Below are 15,346 nucleotides of genomic sequence, written 5' to 3'. Positions count from 1 at the left end.
TCCGTCCCGGGGGTCAGTACACGTCGTGGGCGGACAGGGCGAGCCAGAGCTGGACCCGGTCCGGGGTGTTCGAGGGGTCGTATCCGCTCAGGTCGGCGATCTGCTGCAACCGGTAGCGCACGGTGTTGCGGTGCAGGCCCAGGGCCTCGGCGACCGTGCCCACGCTGCCGTTGAGCTCGAGGAAACGGCGCAGGGTCACCATCAGCTCGGCCCCGTGGGCCGCATCGAAATCCTCCAGGGGCTCCAGCGCCTCGGCAGCCAGGGCCTGCATCGGCACGTCGTGGGCGGCCAGCAGCAGGGAGGTCAGCGAGATCCTCGAGGGATGGTTGATCCGGCCGCCGTGGCGCAGGGCCTCGACGGCCTCGAAATAGCTCCACCGCAGCCCCGTCACCTGGGCGTATGACCCGCCGTAGGACACCCTGGCCGGCACGCCCGCCCCGGCCAGGTAGGCGGCGAACTCGGTGGCTGCGGCCTCGCCCTCCCCGGCATCGAGCACCACGGCCAGGCGGTCCTCGACCATCGCCGAGACGCATTTTTCCCGCCCGGGTGGCAGGGGCAGCGTGGGCAGGATCCGGGCATTCGGCCCCACGGGATCGACCAGCAGGATCGTGTGCGCGGCGTTGGGCGAGATCCCCACGGACTGCAGGCGCAGGGCGGCGTCCTGGCCCTCGATGACCCCGCGGGTCAGGTCGGTCAGGACCTGGCCGCTGACCGTGCGCCGCGACTCGCGCAGCCGGGCGCGGTTGGCCAGCTCGACGCTGATCAGGGACTGCGCGTACTCGACCAGCCCGCCGCCGGTGTCCCGGCCATCGAGGTGCAGCGTGCAGCGGTCCTGCAGCCCGGTGGGGATCGGCACCGTGAGCCAGCCCTCGGTCGCCGGCGCCGGTCCGTGGATGCGTGCCCCGTAGTGGCTCAAGGAGACGGTGCGCTGCAGCTGCTGTCCCAGCTCGCGCAGCAGTCCGTGCAGGCCGCCGCCGCCCAGCAGGGCAGCGGCGAGGCGCTGGTGTCCCTGCAGCAGGCGTTCCATGCGGGCGACGTTGTCCGCGGCCAGGGCCTCGGCCACGATGCGGGTGATGGCCACGAACGGGGTCTCGTAGGGGACCTCGAACAGTGGAAGGCCGACCTCGACGGCCCTGCGCACGACGGCGGCGGGCACCTTGGCATGGGTCAAGCCGACCCCGTAGCCGAGGGCGAGCACCCCGGCGCGCATCGCGTGGTCGACGAACTCGGTTTGCGCGGTGACGGTCTTCTGGCGCACCCCCGTGGTCAGCAGGACCTCGCCACCGGCCAGGAAGGGGGTCGGGTCGGTCAACTCGGTCACGGCGGCCCAGGAGAGGGGACGCTCCCCGCTGCCGTCGGGGTCGGTCAGGGCCGTGAGCCGCAGGGAAGGGGAAGCCAGGAGTCCGGAAAGCGTCATCGCCATGGAATCCAGTTTAGGGCCCTTGTTGTGCGTCGGCATGACGGAAGCGACAATGCTTGGACGAAACGACGAAGCAGCCGCTGCAGTTCTTTGTGACGTGTTCAACACAAGTCTACGGTGTAGGCATGACCACTCCACCGCAAGGCGGGGCAGCGACAGCCCCGGTCCTTAAACGAGAAACCTTTTCTTCGCGAAAACTGTTCATCCTCTCGGCCATCGGCTCAGCCGTCGGGCTGGGGAACATCTGGCGCTTTCCGTATGTCGCCTACGACAACGGTGGCGGGGCCTTCCTGATCCCGTACCTCTGCGCCCTCCTGACGGCGGGCATCCCCCTGCTGTTCCTGGATTATTCGATCGGCCACAAGTTCCGCGGCTCGGCGCCCCTGGCCTACCGCCGGTTGCACCGGGCTGCCGAGCCACTGGGCTGGTGGCAGGTCCTGGTCTGCTTCATCATCGCCATCTACTATGCGGTGATCATCGCCTGGGCCGCCATGTACACGTTCTTCTCGTTCACGAAGGCCTGGGGTGACAAGCCCGGGGACTTCTTGATGGGGAACTTCCTGCAGGTGGCCGAGACACCGACCCTCGGCTTCGACTACGTTTCGGGCGTGTTCTGGCCGCTGCTGGTGACCTGGATCGTGGTTATCGCGATCATGGTCGCCGGCGTCAACAAGGGCATCTCCCGCGCCAACGCCGTGTTCCTGCCGCTGCTGGTCGTCATGTTCGTCCTGCTGGTCGTGGCCTCGCTGTTCCTGCCCGGTGCTGCCGACGGACTGAATGCGTTCTTCACGCCGAACTGGGAGGCGCTCGGCGACCCGGGGGTCTGGGCCGCGGCCTACGGCCACATCTTCTTCTCGCTGTCGGTCGCCTTCGGCATCATGATCACCTATTCGTCCTACCTCAAGCGCAAGACCGACCTCACCGGCTCCGGGATGGTCGTCGGGTTCGCGAACTCGGCGTTCGAGATCCTCGCGGGCATCGGCGTCTTCGCCGCGCTGGGGTTCATGGCGCAGGCCTCCGGCGGGGACATCTCCAAGGTCGTGGACGCGGGCATCGGCCTGGCCTTCGTGGCCTTCCCGACCATCGTCTCGCAGGCGCCGGTCGGCGCGTTGCTGGGAGTGCTCTTCTTCGGTTCGCTCGTGTTCGCCGGCATCACCTCGCTGATCTCCATCCTCGAGGTCATCGTCGCGGCGATCCAGGACAAGATGGGCTGGCCGCGCGTGAAGTCGGCACTGGCGGTGACGATCCCCGTGGGGCTGATCTCCATCGTGCTCTTCCCGACCACCACCGGCCTGTACCTGCTCGATACCTTCGACGCATTCGTGAACAGCTTCGGCATCATGCTCGGCGCCCTCGTCGCGGTCATTGTCGTCGCCTGGTGCCTGCGCAAGCTGCCGGTGCTCTCGAAGCACCTGAACCGGTACGCATCCATCAAGATGAAGGGCACCTGGATGGTGCTCGTGGCAGTCGTTGCCCCGTTGGCGCTGGCCTACATGCTCATCAACGAGTTCATCACGAAGATCCAGACCCCCTATGAGGACTACCCGGTCTGGTTCCTCGGGGTCTTCGGCTGGGGCATGGCCGGTGCATTGGTCGTGGTCGCCGTCATCCTGACGTTCATCCCGTGGAGCCGGAACTCCAAGGCCAACCACGATCCCGAGTACGACGCCGTCAAGACGGCGGAAGACGCAGAAGAAGGGGCAATCCGATGACACCCATCGCCATCACCATGCTGGTCATCGCCATCCTGACGGTCTGGGGCGGCCTCGCCCTGGCCCTGGTCAACCTGAACCGGCACCCCGAGGCGCCGGAAGACGACGCACCGGAGCTGGCCAGGCAGGACGCCTGACCCACAGCAGCGCACAGCGTGGCGGCGGCCCCATCGGAAACGGCGGGGCCGCCGTCGTGCTGTGCGGGTGCATAACTGGCCGACGGCGACCCTGTGCCAAGCACCCTAGCGGCGGTGGAGGAGCGAAACGTAGGCTCGAAGCCGACCCATGACGCCTCGCGCGTCAACGACAGGAAGGACATCGCCGTGGAGATCCAGTACCGGCTCGACCAGAAGCGCAACATCACCGGGGCCTTCCCCGGGCCCGTCTCGCAGGCCTTGGCCGAACGGCGTGCCGCCTCCGTGGCGGCAGGCGTCGCCTCCTCCGTGCCGGTGTATGCCGCCGACGCCGATGGTGGGGTGGTCGTCGACGTGGACGGCAATTCGTTCATCGACCTCGGCTCCGGCATCGCCGTGACCACCGTAGGGGCCTCCAACGCACAGGTCTCCGCCGCCGTTGCCGAGCAGAGCGCCCGCTTCAACCACACCTGCTTCATGGTCACCCCCTATGAGGGGTATGTGGAGCTGGCCGAGAAGCTGGCCGAACTCACCCCGGGCGAGCATGCCAAGAAGAGCGTGTTCTTCAACTCGGGCGCCGAAGCCGTTGAAAACGCGATCAAGGTCGCCCGCGTCGCCACCGGGCGCGCCGCCGTCGTGGCCTTCGACCATGCCTACCACGGCCGCACCAACCTCACCATGGGGCTGACGGCCAAGGCCGCCCCCTACAAGCGGGGATTCGGGCCGCTGGCATCGGAGATCTACCGGATGCCGATGAGCTACCCCTTCCGCGAGGAGAACCCGAACATCTCGGGCAAGGAGGCCGCCGAGCGCGCCATCCTGGACATGGAGAAGCAGATCGGCGGGGACCAGATCGCGGCGATCATCATCGAACCCATCCAGGGCGAGGGCGGGTTCATCGTCCCGGCCGACGGCTTCCTGCCGCGCATCGCCGAATGGGCCACGGAGCAGGGGATCGTCTTCATCGCCGATGAGGTGCAGTCCGGGTTCTGCCGCACCGGTGACTGGTTCGCCGTGGACCACGAGTCGGTCGTGCCCGACATCATCACCCTGGCCAAGGGGATCGCCGGAGGGCTGCCCCTGTCGGGCATCGTCGGCCGCGCCGAGCTGCTCGACGCGGTCCATCCGGGCGGGCTGGGAGGCACCTACGGCGGCAACCCCGTCGCGGTCGCCGCCGGCCTGGCCGCCGTGGACTACATGGCGGAAGCGGACCTGAACGCACGGGCCCGCGCCATCGAGGACCTGTTCTACGCGCGCCTGCGGCCGCTGCAGCAGGAGGTGCCGGCCATCGGCGACCTGCGCGGCCGGGGCGCCATGCTGGCCATCGAATTCGTGAAGGCCGGTGGCACGGAACCCGATGCCGAGCTGACGAAGCGGATCGCCGCCGACTGCTTGGCCGCCGGCGTCATCATCCTGACCTGCGGAACCTACGGGAACGTCGTACGCCTGCTGCCGCCGCTGGTCATCTCCCAGGACCTGCTGGCCGACGCCTTCGACGTGCTGGAGGAAGCGATCCGGAAGAACGCCTGATCCGCCCGGGCCGACGACCGATCAGGAGGCATCTGGACCCGCACCGGCTTTTTCAGGCGCCGGTATCGCCCTCCGCGGACGCCGGGCCCCGGCTCCCGCCCTCGGTGGCCGCAGCTACGGTGCTGCGGTCCACCTGGCCGGCCCGGCATCTGAGACTGCCGGGGCCGTCTGCTCGCCATGTGGCCGGGGGCGCGGCCGGCGCAGCATGTCGATCGCCAGCAGGATGATCGCCACCCACACCAACGCGAAGCCCGCGAGCCGTTCCGGCGGCATGGCCTCGCGGAAGATGGCCACGGCGATGATGAACTGCATCACCGGCGTCAGGAACTGCAGGGTGCCCACGGTGCTCAGTGGCAGCCGCCGCGCCGCCGCACCAAAGAGCAGCAGCGGAACTGCGGTGACGATGCCGCTGGCCGCCATGAGCCAGAAGTGCGCCGGGCCGTTGGTGAGCACGGTGGCTTCGCCACGCGACATCAGCCAGCCCATGTAGACGAGCGCAGGCACCGTCAAGAGTGCGGTTTCCACGGTCAGGCTCGTCACGGCGGTTGCGGTGCGGCCGACGCGGTTCTTCACGAAGCCGTAGAGCCCGAAGGAGAACGCCAGGGTCAGGGCAATCACCGGGACCGAACCGTAGGCGAACGTCAGCACCAGCACAGCGCCGAGGCCGAAGCCCAGCGCGGTCCACTGCAGCCGGGACAGCCGCTCCTTCAGGAAGACCACACCCAGTGCGGCCGAAACCAGCGGGTTGATGAAGTAGCCCAGCGAGGCCTCCACGGTGTGCCCGTGGAGCACGGCGAAGGCGTATGTGACCCAGTTGACGGTGATCAGGACCGCGGCGAGGGCTAGCCGGCGCATGGCGGCCCCGTCCCGGGCGAGGGCCCGCAGGTCACCCCAGGCGCGGGTTGCCCCGATGAGGATGAGGCAGAAGACCAGGCTGAACACGATGCGGTTCGCCACGATCTCCGTCGAGCTGGCGATGGCGATCGTCATGAAATAGAGGGGCAGCACACCCCACAATCCGTACGCTCCCAGGCCCTGGAACAACCCGGCTCGGCTCAGTGCAGGACCGGTGTGGACGCCGTCCGGCTGGGGGCGGGCAGCGGCGGTGCGGTTTTCCTGGGGCATGCCAGTAGCAACCCCGCATCGACGCAGCGTATTCCGTCCTGGCAAGGCCTACTGCGTTTCCGGGTTCAGGTAGGTCTGGATTGTCTGGACCGGGCGTCCGGTTTGCACCAGCTGTCCGCGGCCCGGGGGCAGCGGACGGGCCCGGATGTTGTTGAGCAGCCCGCCCTCGGAACGGTCCCCGCTCATGATCAGCCCGGCGGTCCCTGCATCGCGCAGTGTGGAGAAGAAGGACTCGTACATGCCCCGGCTCGCCCCGCGCACCTTGCGGGCCAGGATGACGTGCAGGTCCAGTTCGTCGGCCATGGGCAGGTAGTTGGTCAGCCGGCCCAGGGGGGACGTGCCACTGGCGGTGAGCACGTCGTAGTCGTCGGCGATGACCACCAGCTTGGCCTTGCTCGGCTGGTGTTCCTCGTCGCCACCGGTTGAACGCAGCTCCAGCTCGGCCGCCAACGCGGAGGAGAGCTGCTCGCCGACGATGGCGCTGCCGGCGTATCCGCCGAGGTAGTCGTCGGGCACGACGTCGTCGAGTCCCTTGCGCGGGTCGTAGACCCCGAACAGCAGCTCGTCGGGGCTGTACTGGCCGACCAGGGTCTCGATGACATTGCGCAGGATGTTCGACTTGCCCGACTCCTCGTCGCCGAGCAGGATCAGATGCCGGTCCTTGGCCTGCAGGTCCAGCACCTGGTCGCCCAGGTCCACTTCGCGCAGTCCCAAGGGGAACTGGGCGCCACGCTGCGGGCGGGGCGCCTCCGCCCAGCCCACGGCCGCCGGCAGGACGCGGACCTTCATGGCCGTCTCGGTGGTGTTCTGGGCGACTTGGGCCACGAGATCGCGCAGGCCGTCGGAGAGGTCCTCGGGATCGGCGATGCCGTCGATCCGGGGCAGGGCGACATGGCCGATCAGCTTGCGGTCGGACAACCCGCGTCCCGGCGCTTCGGGGTTGACCCCGGGGGCGACCTTGCGGTCGATCTGGGAGTCCTGGGGATCGGCGAGGGCGGTCTCGATCTTGTTGCCGAAAAACCCCTGCTGGGCCATGCGCAGTTCGGCATTCCGGTTCAGCGTGGTGACCACGTGGATGCCGTAGCCGCCCCCGCGCATGATCAGCGCGTACACGCTTTCCTGGATTTCCTCGAAATCGTCGGCGATCTGCCCGTATCCGTCGATGACCAGGAAGATGTCGGCGCTGGGCAGCTCGTTGAGCCGGCCCTCGGCGTGCATCCGGCGCATGGTGGCGAGGGAATCGATCTCGTGGTGTTCGAACACCCGTTCGCGCATCAGCAGCATGCCCACGAGCTCCTCCACCGTCCGCCGCACGACTTCACGGTTGGTGCGGATCGCCGTGCCGCCGACGTGGGGCAGGCCGTTGAGCGGCAGCAGCGCGGAGCCGAGCAGGTCGATGCAGTAGATGCCGACTTCATGCGGGGAATGCGTCAGCGCCAGGGAGGCGACGATCGTGCGCAGCAGCGTGCTCCGGCCCGATTGGGGCCCGCCGGTGATCATCAGGTTGCCGCCGCCGGAAGCGAAGTCGATCTCCCACAGGCCCTGCCATTGCTTGGCGGGGTCGTCCAGCAGGCCGATGGGCACGCGCAGGCCGCCTCCGGAACCGAGCGTGAGGCCGTGGTCCCCGGGATGCACTCCGCCAGCGGCCGCGTCAAGGGAAATGGCCGGCGGCAGCGGCGGCAACCAGATTTCCTGGACGGAGCGTGGGAAGGAGCGCAGCGTGTCCATGAGCGTGGACATCACCGTGGGCCCGGTGGTCCGCTTGGCGGCCGCCGGCGTGCGCGCGGAGGCTCCGGCGTCCTCGGGCTGGTCCGGTTCCTCTCCGGCGTACCGGGGTACCGGCATGACGGAGGGCACGTCCGTGGGTGCCGAATCCTCGGCTTCCTCCTCCTGGACGTCCTCGAGGGGACCGGAGACGTAGCCGGCCTTGAACCGGGTATATACCGTGGTGTCCACCTTGAGGAACCCGTAGCCGGGGACCGGCGGCAGGTGGAAGGCATCGGGGGTATCCAGCACCGTGCGCGATTCGGATTCGGAGAGGGTGCGCAGCCCGAGCCGATAGGACAGGTAGGTCTCCAGCCCCTTGAGCTTTCCCGACTCGACGCGCTGGCTGCTCAGCAGCAGATGGACCCCGATGGAGCGGCCGATGCGTCCGATCGAGAGGAAAAGGTCGATGAAGTCGGGGCGGGCGGTAAGCAGCTCACCGAACTCGTCGATGATCACCACCAGGTGGGGGAGCGGTTCCATCTCCTCGCCGCGGGCGAGCCGTTCATTGCGGTGAACCTGGTAGTCGGTGATGTTCGCGATGTTTCCGGCGGCCTTGAGGACTTCCTGGCGGCGCAGGATTTCGCCGTTGAGGCTGGCGTAGACGCGTTCGACCAGTGACAGGTCATCGGAGAGGTTGGTGATGATGCCGGTGACCTGTGGGGCACCCTCGAAGGGGGCAAAGGTGGCGCCGCCCTTGAAGTCGACCAGGACCATGGCCAGCATGTCGGGTGAGTGCGTGGCCAGCAGGCCGAAGACGAGCGAGCGCAGCATCTCGGACTTGCCGGAGCCGGTGGCCCCGACGCAGAGCCCATGGGGCCCCATGCCAAACTGTGCCGATTCCTTCAGGTCGAGGACCGCAGGCCGGCCGGTGTCGTCGGGGCCGAGCGGGATCCGCAGGAATTCGGCGTCGCCGCGGGGCCTCCAGGTGCGTTCGATGTCGGCGCGGTCCAGGTTCGGGCTGAGACCGAGCATGCCCAGGAAGCTCTGGGCGCCATCGCCCGAGCCACCGTGTTCGAGGGAATCGGCCGAGAGGCGCAACGGGGCCATTTCGTGTGCGAGGGCCTCTGCCGTGGCCGGCGCCAGCACGTCCAGGGAGCCGGAGGACACCACGGGATGGACCGGATCGGTGCGGTAGTCCTGGATCTCGAACCCGGTACGTGTCTGGGTGATGCGAACGGTCACATCGCTGGGCTCCTCGCTGCGGTCGTGCACCAGGTGCAGGACCGTTAGGCCCAGTTCGCCGGGGGACAGGAACCGGTCTGCCAAGGGAAGCTCCTGCGATTGGCCCCCGTGTGTGTCCGAGACGAGGACGAGTCGGGCCAGGGCCTGTCCGTAACGCGCGTCGACCTTCTTGGCTTCGATGGCGATTTTGGCCCGGCGTTGCAGGTCCGCGTCCATGACGTCGGCCAGGGCATCCAGGTCCGGGGCGATCCGGCGGGTCAGCTCGACACCGGAACTTTGGGACTGGTCCGCCAGATGAGGAAGCCAGGTAGCCCACTGCCAATCGTCCCGGAAGTGCTCGGGGGTGCCGATGCCCAGCCCCAGGTCCTCCGGCGAGTGGAAGGCGGCCGCCGAGGCCAGCAGGTTCCGTGTTGCGGCCAGGACGAAATCGCGGTCCCCGATGATGCTGATGTTGCCGACCGAGTCCACCGGGACGGTCAACGGCATGTCCGGGCTGGTGGCGAAGCGACGCCGGAGGATCTCGGCTTCGGCCGCCATGAACGAATCGGTCTGCTGGGTCGCGGAATCGACCTCGCTGACGGTGATGTCCCGGCACGGCCGTTCACCGGTGCCCAGGCGCACCTCGAGGAAGTCGTCGTTGCCGCGGCGCCGTTCCCAAAGCCGCATCGGGGTGCGCACGATGTCGAACAGCGCCTCGGGCGGCGGCGCGCTTTGCCGTGCCACGTCCAGGGCCTCGATCTCGTCTGCCCGCATCTTCACCCGGGAGCGTTCCAGATAGCGCATGTAGGTGTCGCGGGCCCGGCTGCGGGCCCGCATGGCCTTGCCGCGGGTGGAGAACATCATGAAGATCGCAATGACCACGGTCAGGACCATCATCAGGGCTCCGATGGCCGCGAACGGGGAGTTGCGGAACATCATCATCGCGGTCATTGAGACCGCGCCGCCGAGCATCGGGACAATGGCGGCAAGGTTCAGCCCGGGCGCTTCCCCATCGACCGGCGGGGGGCCGTCGAGGTTGAAGGGCCGGAAGCTGCGCAAGGGGGCCGACGTCCTCGCCGGGCGGTGGATGATCCGTTGGGACATGGGCTACCGTGCTCCGTTGGCGAGACCCAGGACGCGGGCCGCGAGCGTGGTGGCGGCCTCCCGGTGCGCCGGGAGCATCTGCGGGAGGGCTAGCCGTGCACCGGCCGCCAGGTGCCTGTCATAGCCGATGGCGTGGGCGTCGAATCCGAGGCGGGAGAGGCGACCGGCCTGGTCGAGTGCCTGCAACGCGGATGAATGGTCCTGCTGCATCACCAGCACCATCAGGGGCAGGCCGGCCAGGAAGGGGTGCTGCCGCCAACCGGCCAGGGCGGCCAACGCGTCGTCCATGCCGGAGAGGGTGGCCGGCACGACGAACAGGGCCCCGTGGCAATCCGCTAGGGCAGCCTGCGTCTCGGGTGCCTCCACACCGGTCGGGCAGTCGAGCACTGTGAGCGGGAAATACCGTGAGACGGTCGCCGCGGCTTCACGCAGATCCGGCATCCGGCCACCTCCGGCGGAGGCAGCCCGAGGGCCGGTGGCGAAGAGGTTCGGTGCGGCAGCCCCGAGCATTTCCACCAGATGCGCGGTGCCGGGTTGGGCTCCGCCGATGATCCCGGGGATCACTTCATCGAAGGCGGGGGCGCCATCGATCCCCAGGCGAAGGGCGAGGCTCCCGTGGCCCGGGTCGAGATCCAGGACGCAGATGTTGTCCGGCCGCAAGGTGGAATAGACCCGTGCCAGCAACGTGGCAGCAGTGGTCTTCCCGGCGCCACCACGGGTGGAGACCACGGCGATGCGCCGTCCCGTGGTGACTGGTGCCTGCACCTCGGCAGCATGCCGGCCAACCGTCGTCGCCGGATGCGTTCCGCCAAAAAGCGATCCCAGGGTACGGGTCAGGAATCCGCCGGTCGCCCGGACCCGGGCCAACCGCCGCCGGTCGATTTCCAGCGGCGAGCCGACGCCGGAAGAGGGCGGGCCGGGGGCGGCCTCCGTCAGTGTCTGGACCTGGTCGAGTTCCGGGCGCCGTCCGCGACGCGGCCTGCGGTCTGTCGGCGGAGGCGCCCAGGGGTCGTCGACGGGTTGGCCCCACGGATCGAGCTGCTGGCCGTGGGCGGGCGTGTGGGGCTGCGGGGATGTGTTCATGGTTGTCCTCCGTGCTAGAACGTGTCCAGCATTTGGGCGTAGACGCCGAAGTAGCCGATGAGCAGGGGGATCGTGGCCAGGATGGCGAGCATTTCCAGCCGCTCGCAGATTTGGCGGATGCGCGCCTCGACGTGGTCGGGAAGGTCGACGGCCAACCCCAAGCCGGTCAGGACGGCGAGGACCAGGACGCCCAGTCCGACAACCCACACGGTGTCGGGGTTGAGCCGGATCAACGCCTGGACGCCTGCCGCCACGCCGACGGCCGTGGCCGCGTAGAGCGCATAGCGTTCGATGGCCAGGGGAAAGGCCCGCGAGCGAAGCAGGGTCGCCAGCGTCAGGGCCAACAGCAGCGGCAGGGACCAGACTGGATGGCGGTCATCGGCGGCGACCAGCCACATGCCGGCTGCCGCCGAGAGGGCCGCTGCAACGGTGGCCAGGGTCAATCCGGAGTGCGCCGAACGGATGGCGGCAATGGCGTCGCGCCGCCAAATGGAGGAGCCGGAGGCACGACGGTCATCCAAGGTGGCCAAGCCGGACAAGGACAGCGCCAGCGAGGGCAGCAGCCCCAGGGCCAGGATGGAGCAGATGGCGCCCAGCGCGCCGACGCCGACGAACAAGTCCGCGTCGGCGCTCGCCGAGGCCCAGCTGGACAGCGGCAGCGCCATTGACCAGACGCCGGTCAGCGCCGCCAGCACCCCCGCACCCAGCAGTACGGCCCGCGGATGGCGCAGCACGGTCGCCAAGCAGGCCACGAACACGGCCGTCCCCGCTGCAGCCAGCAACAGGCGCAAGGGGGTCCCCGCCGACCAGTGGGCCAGCCCGATCATTCCGGCGCCCCATCCGGTACCCATCAGCGTGGCGGCGATGGGCTTGTGGGCAGCGGCCAACGAGGCGCCGAGCGCCAGCAGGACTCCACCGGCGGCCAGCAGGATCCACCAGCGTGCATCGGGCAGGTACCGTCCCAGCAAGACGTCGAGGGCAAGCCACATGCCCAAGGCGGCGAAGACGCCCGAAGCAGTCACTAGATGGTTCCGGTCCCAAGCACCCCGGACGTCGGCCGACTGCTCGACCACCGTGTCCGAGAGGTCGTAGACGACGGCGGGCGGCGGTGCCTCGCTGTTGCTGACCAGTGTGAGCCGGGCACCGTCGAAGACCTGTGCCTGGGCCAGGGACTGGTCCGCCGAAACGGGTTCGCCCGAGGCGGTCAACAGGATCTTGGAGGACACCCCGGTACCCGGGGTGTCGCCCAGAAGATCGAGGATCTGCGGCATCAGCGTCCCCACGGCCTCCATGGCAGGCAGGAGCAGATCGGCATTCCGGCGCTCGCCGACAAGGGTCACTCGGGTATAGGGCTGGGCCATGGCGGGCTAGTACCCTGTCCTTCCATTAGGTAGTGGCTGCACCGGCCGGGGCGGCCCGTCGGGCAGCACCAGGGCGCGCGCGGAGCGCTGCTGGATCTGCTGTTGCTGCTGCTGGCGCTGTTGAGCCTGCGTGGTGATCAGGTTCGTCACGAACGAAACGCCGATGCAGACGGCGGTGATCAGGGCGGCCGCCACGACGCTGAACAGGAATTGCTTCGTCGTGGCCTGCCAACGGCGTTCCGTGGGATTCTCCCCATAGAGCAGTGCATCGGTGATCCGGTTGCGACGGACGGCGACCGACTCGATGAGCTGGCTGTCGAATTCTGTCGCCACGGGATCCTCTCGTCGTACCGCTTTAGCTGTGGTGAGTCCATCATGTCAGGTGGATGGATGAAAAGTCCGCGAACGGCCCGGGCATGGGGAGTTCTCCCCATGGCCGAGCCTTGACCACGTTTGTCGAGGTGGCGTTAGCTGGTAGCCAGAACGAGGAGAAGCCGCCGCTGGGCGAGAGCCGGGCGGCCGGGAAGATCAACGAAAGGACGAGGACATGGGCTTCAAGGGAAAAATGGATGTGAACGCCATTGGGTCGGCGGCACAGCAGTCCAGCGGATCGGGTGAAGAACTGGTGCGTCTGGTGGAGGAACTCGTCGACGGTGTCGAGGACCTGAAGACGACCTTCAAGGGCAACGGCGCCGTGTCCTACCAGAACTTCATGGCCGAATCCCAGCGCGTGCAGAACGACCTGATCAAGGCGTTGTCCGGGATCTCGCAGGGCCAGGCCCAGAGCGCGAAGGAGTACGTCCAGATGGACGATGCCTTCGAGGCCGGCGGCCAAGCCGCCGAGGCTGCGGCAGCTGGCGCCAAGACCTCCAAGTTCAGCTTCGGCCAGTAGCGGCCCCGGGGGAAACCCCACCGCAAACCCCACTGGCACCCCGGTGCCACCCACACACCACGGCCCACGGGCCAGCACGGAAGGATCGGAACATGGCCGACGACATCATCCAGTTCGACAGCGACCACGCCTCGCGCATCGAGGGCGACATCATCCGCATCGCCGGACGCATCGAGACAGTCATCGGAGACCGCGAGTCCCAGGTGAAGTTCGTCCAGGACAACTGGGAAGACAGCAACTCCAGCGACACCTACAACTCGGTGGAGAAGGATTGGATCGACGCAGCCAACGAGACCCTCCAGCTCGTCCACAAGGCCCGCAAGCTCCTGGGCGAGAACAGCGTCACCGCCACCGATGCCAGCGGCAGGGTCCAGAGCATCTGGGGCTGACCGGCGCCGGGGCGGATGCCCTGGACCACCGCGGCAGAAGGCCGGGGCGGAGGCGAAAGCCACCGCCCCGGTTTTCCACGTGTGCGCGCCCACAGGAATGCGCCCCACGGGCCGGGTGCAATTAGACTAGGTGGCTGTGCGTTAATTCCGGTCCGGGGTGGCGCCTGTCGAGGAGTACAGCCGAAAGGAAAACCTGTGTCCAACCCAGCTGCAGATCGTCCGTTGCGCGTCGCCATCATCGGGGCCGGCCCGGCGGGCGTCTACGCCGCGGACATCCTGACGAAGGCCGAACGCGAGTTCGAGGTCAGCATCGACCTCTTCGACGGATATCCGGCGCCATACGGGTTGATCCGGTACGGCGTCGCCCCGGACCACCCGCGGATCAAGGGCATCGTCAAGGCGCTGCACAAGGTCCTGGATCGTGGCGACATCCGCTTCCTGGGCAACGTTACGTACGGCCGCGACATTACCCTGGCCGACATCCGCGACATGTACGACGCGGTCATCTTCGCCACCGGCGCCATCAAGGATGCCGATCTGTCGATCCCTGGCATGGACCTCGAAGGCTCCTACGGGGCCGCCGACTTCGTCTCCTGGTACGACGGACATCCCGATGTGCCGCGCGAGTGGCCGCTGAACGCCAAGGAGATCGCGGTCATCGGCAACGGCAATGTCGCCTTGGACGTGGCCCGGGTGCTTTCAAAGCACGCCGAGGACCTGCTGGTCACCGAGATCCCCGAGAACGTTTACCAGGGGCTTGCCTCTTCCCCGGTGACCGATGTGCACATCTTTGGCCGCCGCGGCCCCGCCCAGGTGAAGTTCACGCCCTTGGAACTGCGGGAACTGAGCCACTCCCGCGACGTCGACATCGTCCTCTACCCCGAGGACTTCGAGTTCGACGAGGCCTCGGACGAGGCGATCAAGACCAACAACCAGGCCAAGACCATGGTCAATACGCTGACCAACTGGCTTGTTGCGCAGGAGGACCGGGAGGAGCAGGAGGAGGCGGGCAAGCGCACGCCCGCTTCCCGGCGCCTTCACCTGCATTTCCTGCATAGCCCGGTGCAGATCAACGGCGCGAACGGCGCCGTCGAGGGGATCCGGTTCGAGCGCCAGGAACTCGACGGGACCGGCAACGTCCGCGGTACCGGTGAGATGGTCGACTACCCCGTCCAGGCCGTCTACCGTGCCATCGGGTACTTCGGGTCCGAACTGGCAGAGGTCGGATTCGACCCGCGCCGCGGGGTCATCCCGAACGACGGCGGCCGGGTCGTGGGCGATGACGGCCAGCATGTGCGGGGCCTGTATGCGACCGGTTGGATCAAGCGTGGGCCGGTGGGCCTCATCGGGCACACCAAGGGCGACGCCCTGGAGACCATCGGCAACCTGCTCGAGGACCGGTTGGACCTGCCGGCTGCGGCGCATCCGGACGAGCAGGCGATCATCGATCTGTTGACCGACCGCGGCGTTGCCTTCACCACCTGGGACGGGTGGATCGCCCTCGACACGCACGAACATGCCCTCGGCGCAGCCGCCGGAACCATCGATACCCCGGCCGGGCCCGTGACGCGCGAACGCGTCAAGGTCGTCGAGCGCGACGAGATGGTGCGCATTTCGCAGCAGTAGCGCCCACCACGGCGCCCCTGACGCACAGCGGCCCGGCCACCC

The 15,346-nt window shown here is 68.1% G+C and carries 12 protein-coding genes; 6 read left to right on the top strand and 6 right to left on the bottom strand.

The features are described from left to right. Positions 1-13: 13 nt before the first annotated feature. The gene (locus AB8M85_RS01915; protein WP_372697075.1) at positions 14-1,423 is read right to left on the bottom strand and encodes a PucR family transcriptional regulator; all 1,410 of its coding nucleotides are present in this window, start codon (positions 1,421-1,423) and stop codon (positions 14-16) included. A gap of 122 nt (positions 1,424-1,545) precedes the next feature. Here AB8M85_RS01915 and AB8M85_RS01910 point away from each other — a divergent pair, with 122 nt between their 5' ends. The 3 genes from AB8M85_RS01910 to gabT all read left to right on the top strand — a co-directional run bounded on the left by AB8M85_RS01910 (position 1,546) and on the right by gabT (position 4,796). Beyond that, the gene (locus AB8M85_RS01910) at positions 1,546-3,132 is read left to right on the top strand and encodes a sodium-dependent transporter (RefSeq protein WP_372697074.1); all 1,587 of its coding nucleotides are present in this window, start codon (positions 1,546-1,548) and stop codon (positions 3,130-3,132) included. After that, positions 3,129-3,269 carry a methionine/alanine import family NSS transporter small subunit gene (locus tag AB8M85_RS01905; protein ID WP_372697073.1) on the top strand — a complete coding sequence of 47 codons (141 nt, stop codon included), beginning with the start codon at positions 3,129-3,131 and terminating at the stop codon, positions 3,267-3,269. The genes AB8M85_RS01910 and AB8M85_RS01905 overlap by 4 nt, the downstream gene beginning before the upstream one ends. Before the next feature lie 180 nt (positions 3,270-3,449). Further along, positions 3,450-4,796 carry a 4-aminobutyrate--2-oxoglutarate transaminase gene (gabT, locus tag AB8M85_RS01900; RefSeq protein ID WP_372697692.1) on the top strand — a complete coding sequence of 449 codons (1,347 nt, stop codon included), beginning with the start codon at positions 3,450-3,452 and terminating at the stop codon, positions 4,794-4,796. A gap of 114 nt (positions 4,797-4,910) precedes the next feature. On the opposite strand, the gene rarD is transcribed toward gabT, so the two are convergent. From rarD to AB8M85_RS01875, 5 genes are read right to left on the bottom strand one after another with little or no spacing between them, the layout of a single operon-like run. Beyond that, complete coding sequence (rarD, locus tag AB8M85_RS01895; RefSeq protein WP_372697072.1) at positions 4,911-5,921, bottom strand: EamA family transporter RarD; 1,011 nt, start codon at positions 5,919-5,921, stop codon at positions 4,911-4,913. Positions 5,922-5,969: 48 nt separating this feature from the next. Beyond that, entirely contained in the window at positions 5,970-9,953 is a 3,984-nt protein-coding gene (gene eccCa, locus AB8M85_RS01890; RefSeq protein ID WP_372697071.1) for a type VII secretion protein EccCa, read from the bottom strand. 3 nt (positions 9,954-9,956) lie between these two features. Continuing rightward, a complete protein-coding gene (locus AB8M85_RS01885; protein ID WP_372697070.1) occupies positions 9,957-11,036 on the bottom strand; it encodes a hypothetical protein in 1,080 nt (359 codons plus the stop codon). A 14-nt stretch (positions 11,037-11,050) separates the two neighbouring features. Beyond that, entirely contained in the window at positions 11,051-12,397 is a 1,347-nt protein-coding gene (gene eccD, locus AB8M85_RS01880; protein WP_372697069.1) for a type VII secretion integral membrane protein EccD, read from the bottom strand. Between the two features lie 6 nt (positions 12,398-12,403). Next, positions 12,404-12,730, bottom strand: a complete 327-nt coding sequence (locus AB8M85_RS01875) for a hypothetical protein (RefSeq protein ID WP_372697068.1) — start codon at positions 12,728-12,730, stop codon at positions 12,404-12,406. A gap of 214 nt (positions 12,731-12,944) precedes the next feature. Here AB8M85_RS01875 and AB8M85_RS01870 point away from each other — a divergent pair, with 214 nt between their 5' ends. From AB8M85_RS01870 to AB8M85_RS01860, 3 genes are all read left to right on the top strand, one after another. After that, positions 12,945-13,289: a WXG100 family type VII secretion target gene (locus AB8M85_RS01870; protein ID WP_372697067.1), complete on the top strand. Its 345-nt coding sequence runs from the start codon at positions 12,945-12,947 to the stop codon at positions 13,287-13,289. Between the two features lie 92 nt (positions 13,290-13,381). Then, positions 13,382-13,678, top strand: coding sequence for a hypothetical protein (locus tag AB8M85_RS01865; RefSeq protein ID WP_372697066.1), 297 nt, complete (start codon positions 13,382-13,384; stop codon positions 13,676-13,678). A 195-nt stretch (positions 13,679-13,873) separates the two neighbouring features. Next, positions 13,874-15,304 (top strand): FAD-dependent oxidoreductase, encoded by a 1,431-nt coding sequence (locus tag AB8M85_RS01860; protein ID WP_372697065.1) that lies wholly within the window; start codon positions 13,874-13,876, stop codon positions 15,302-15,304. The last annotated feature ends 42 nt before the right edge of the window (positions 15,305-15,346 follow it).

Source organism: Arthrobacter sp. JSM 101049, from assembly GCF_041679245.1.
Taxonomy (GTDB): Bacteria; Actinomycetota; Actinomycetes; order Actinomycetales; family Micrococcaceae; genus Arthrobacter_H.
This window is presented reverse-complemented; position numbering and strand designations above follow the sequence as displayed.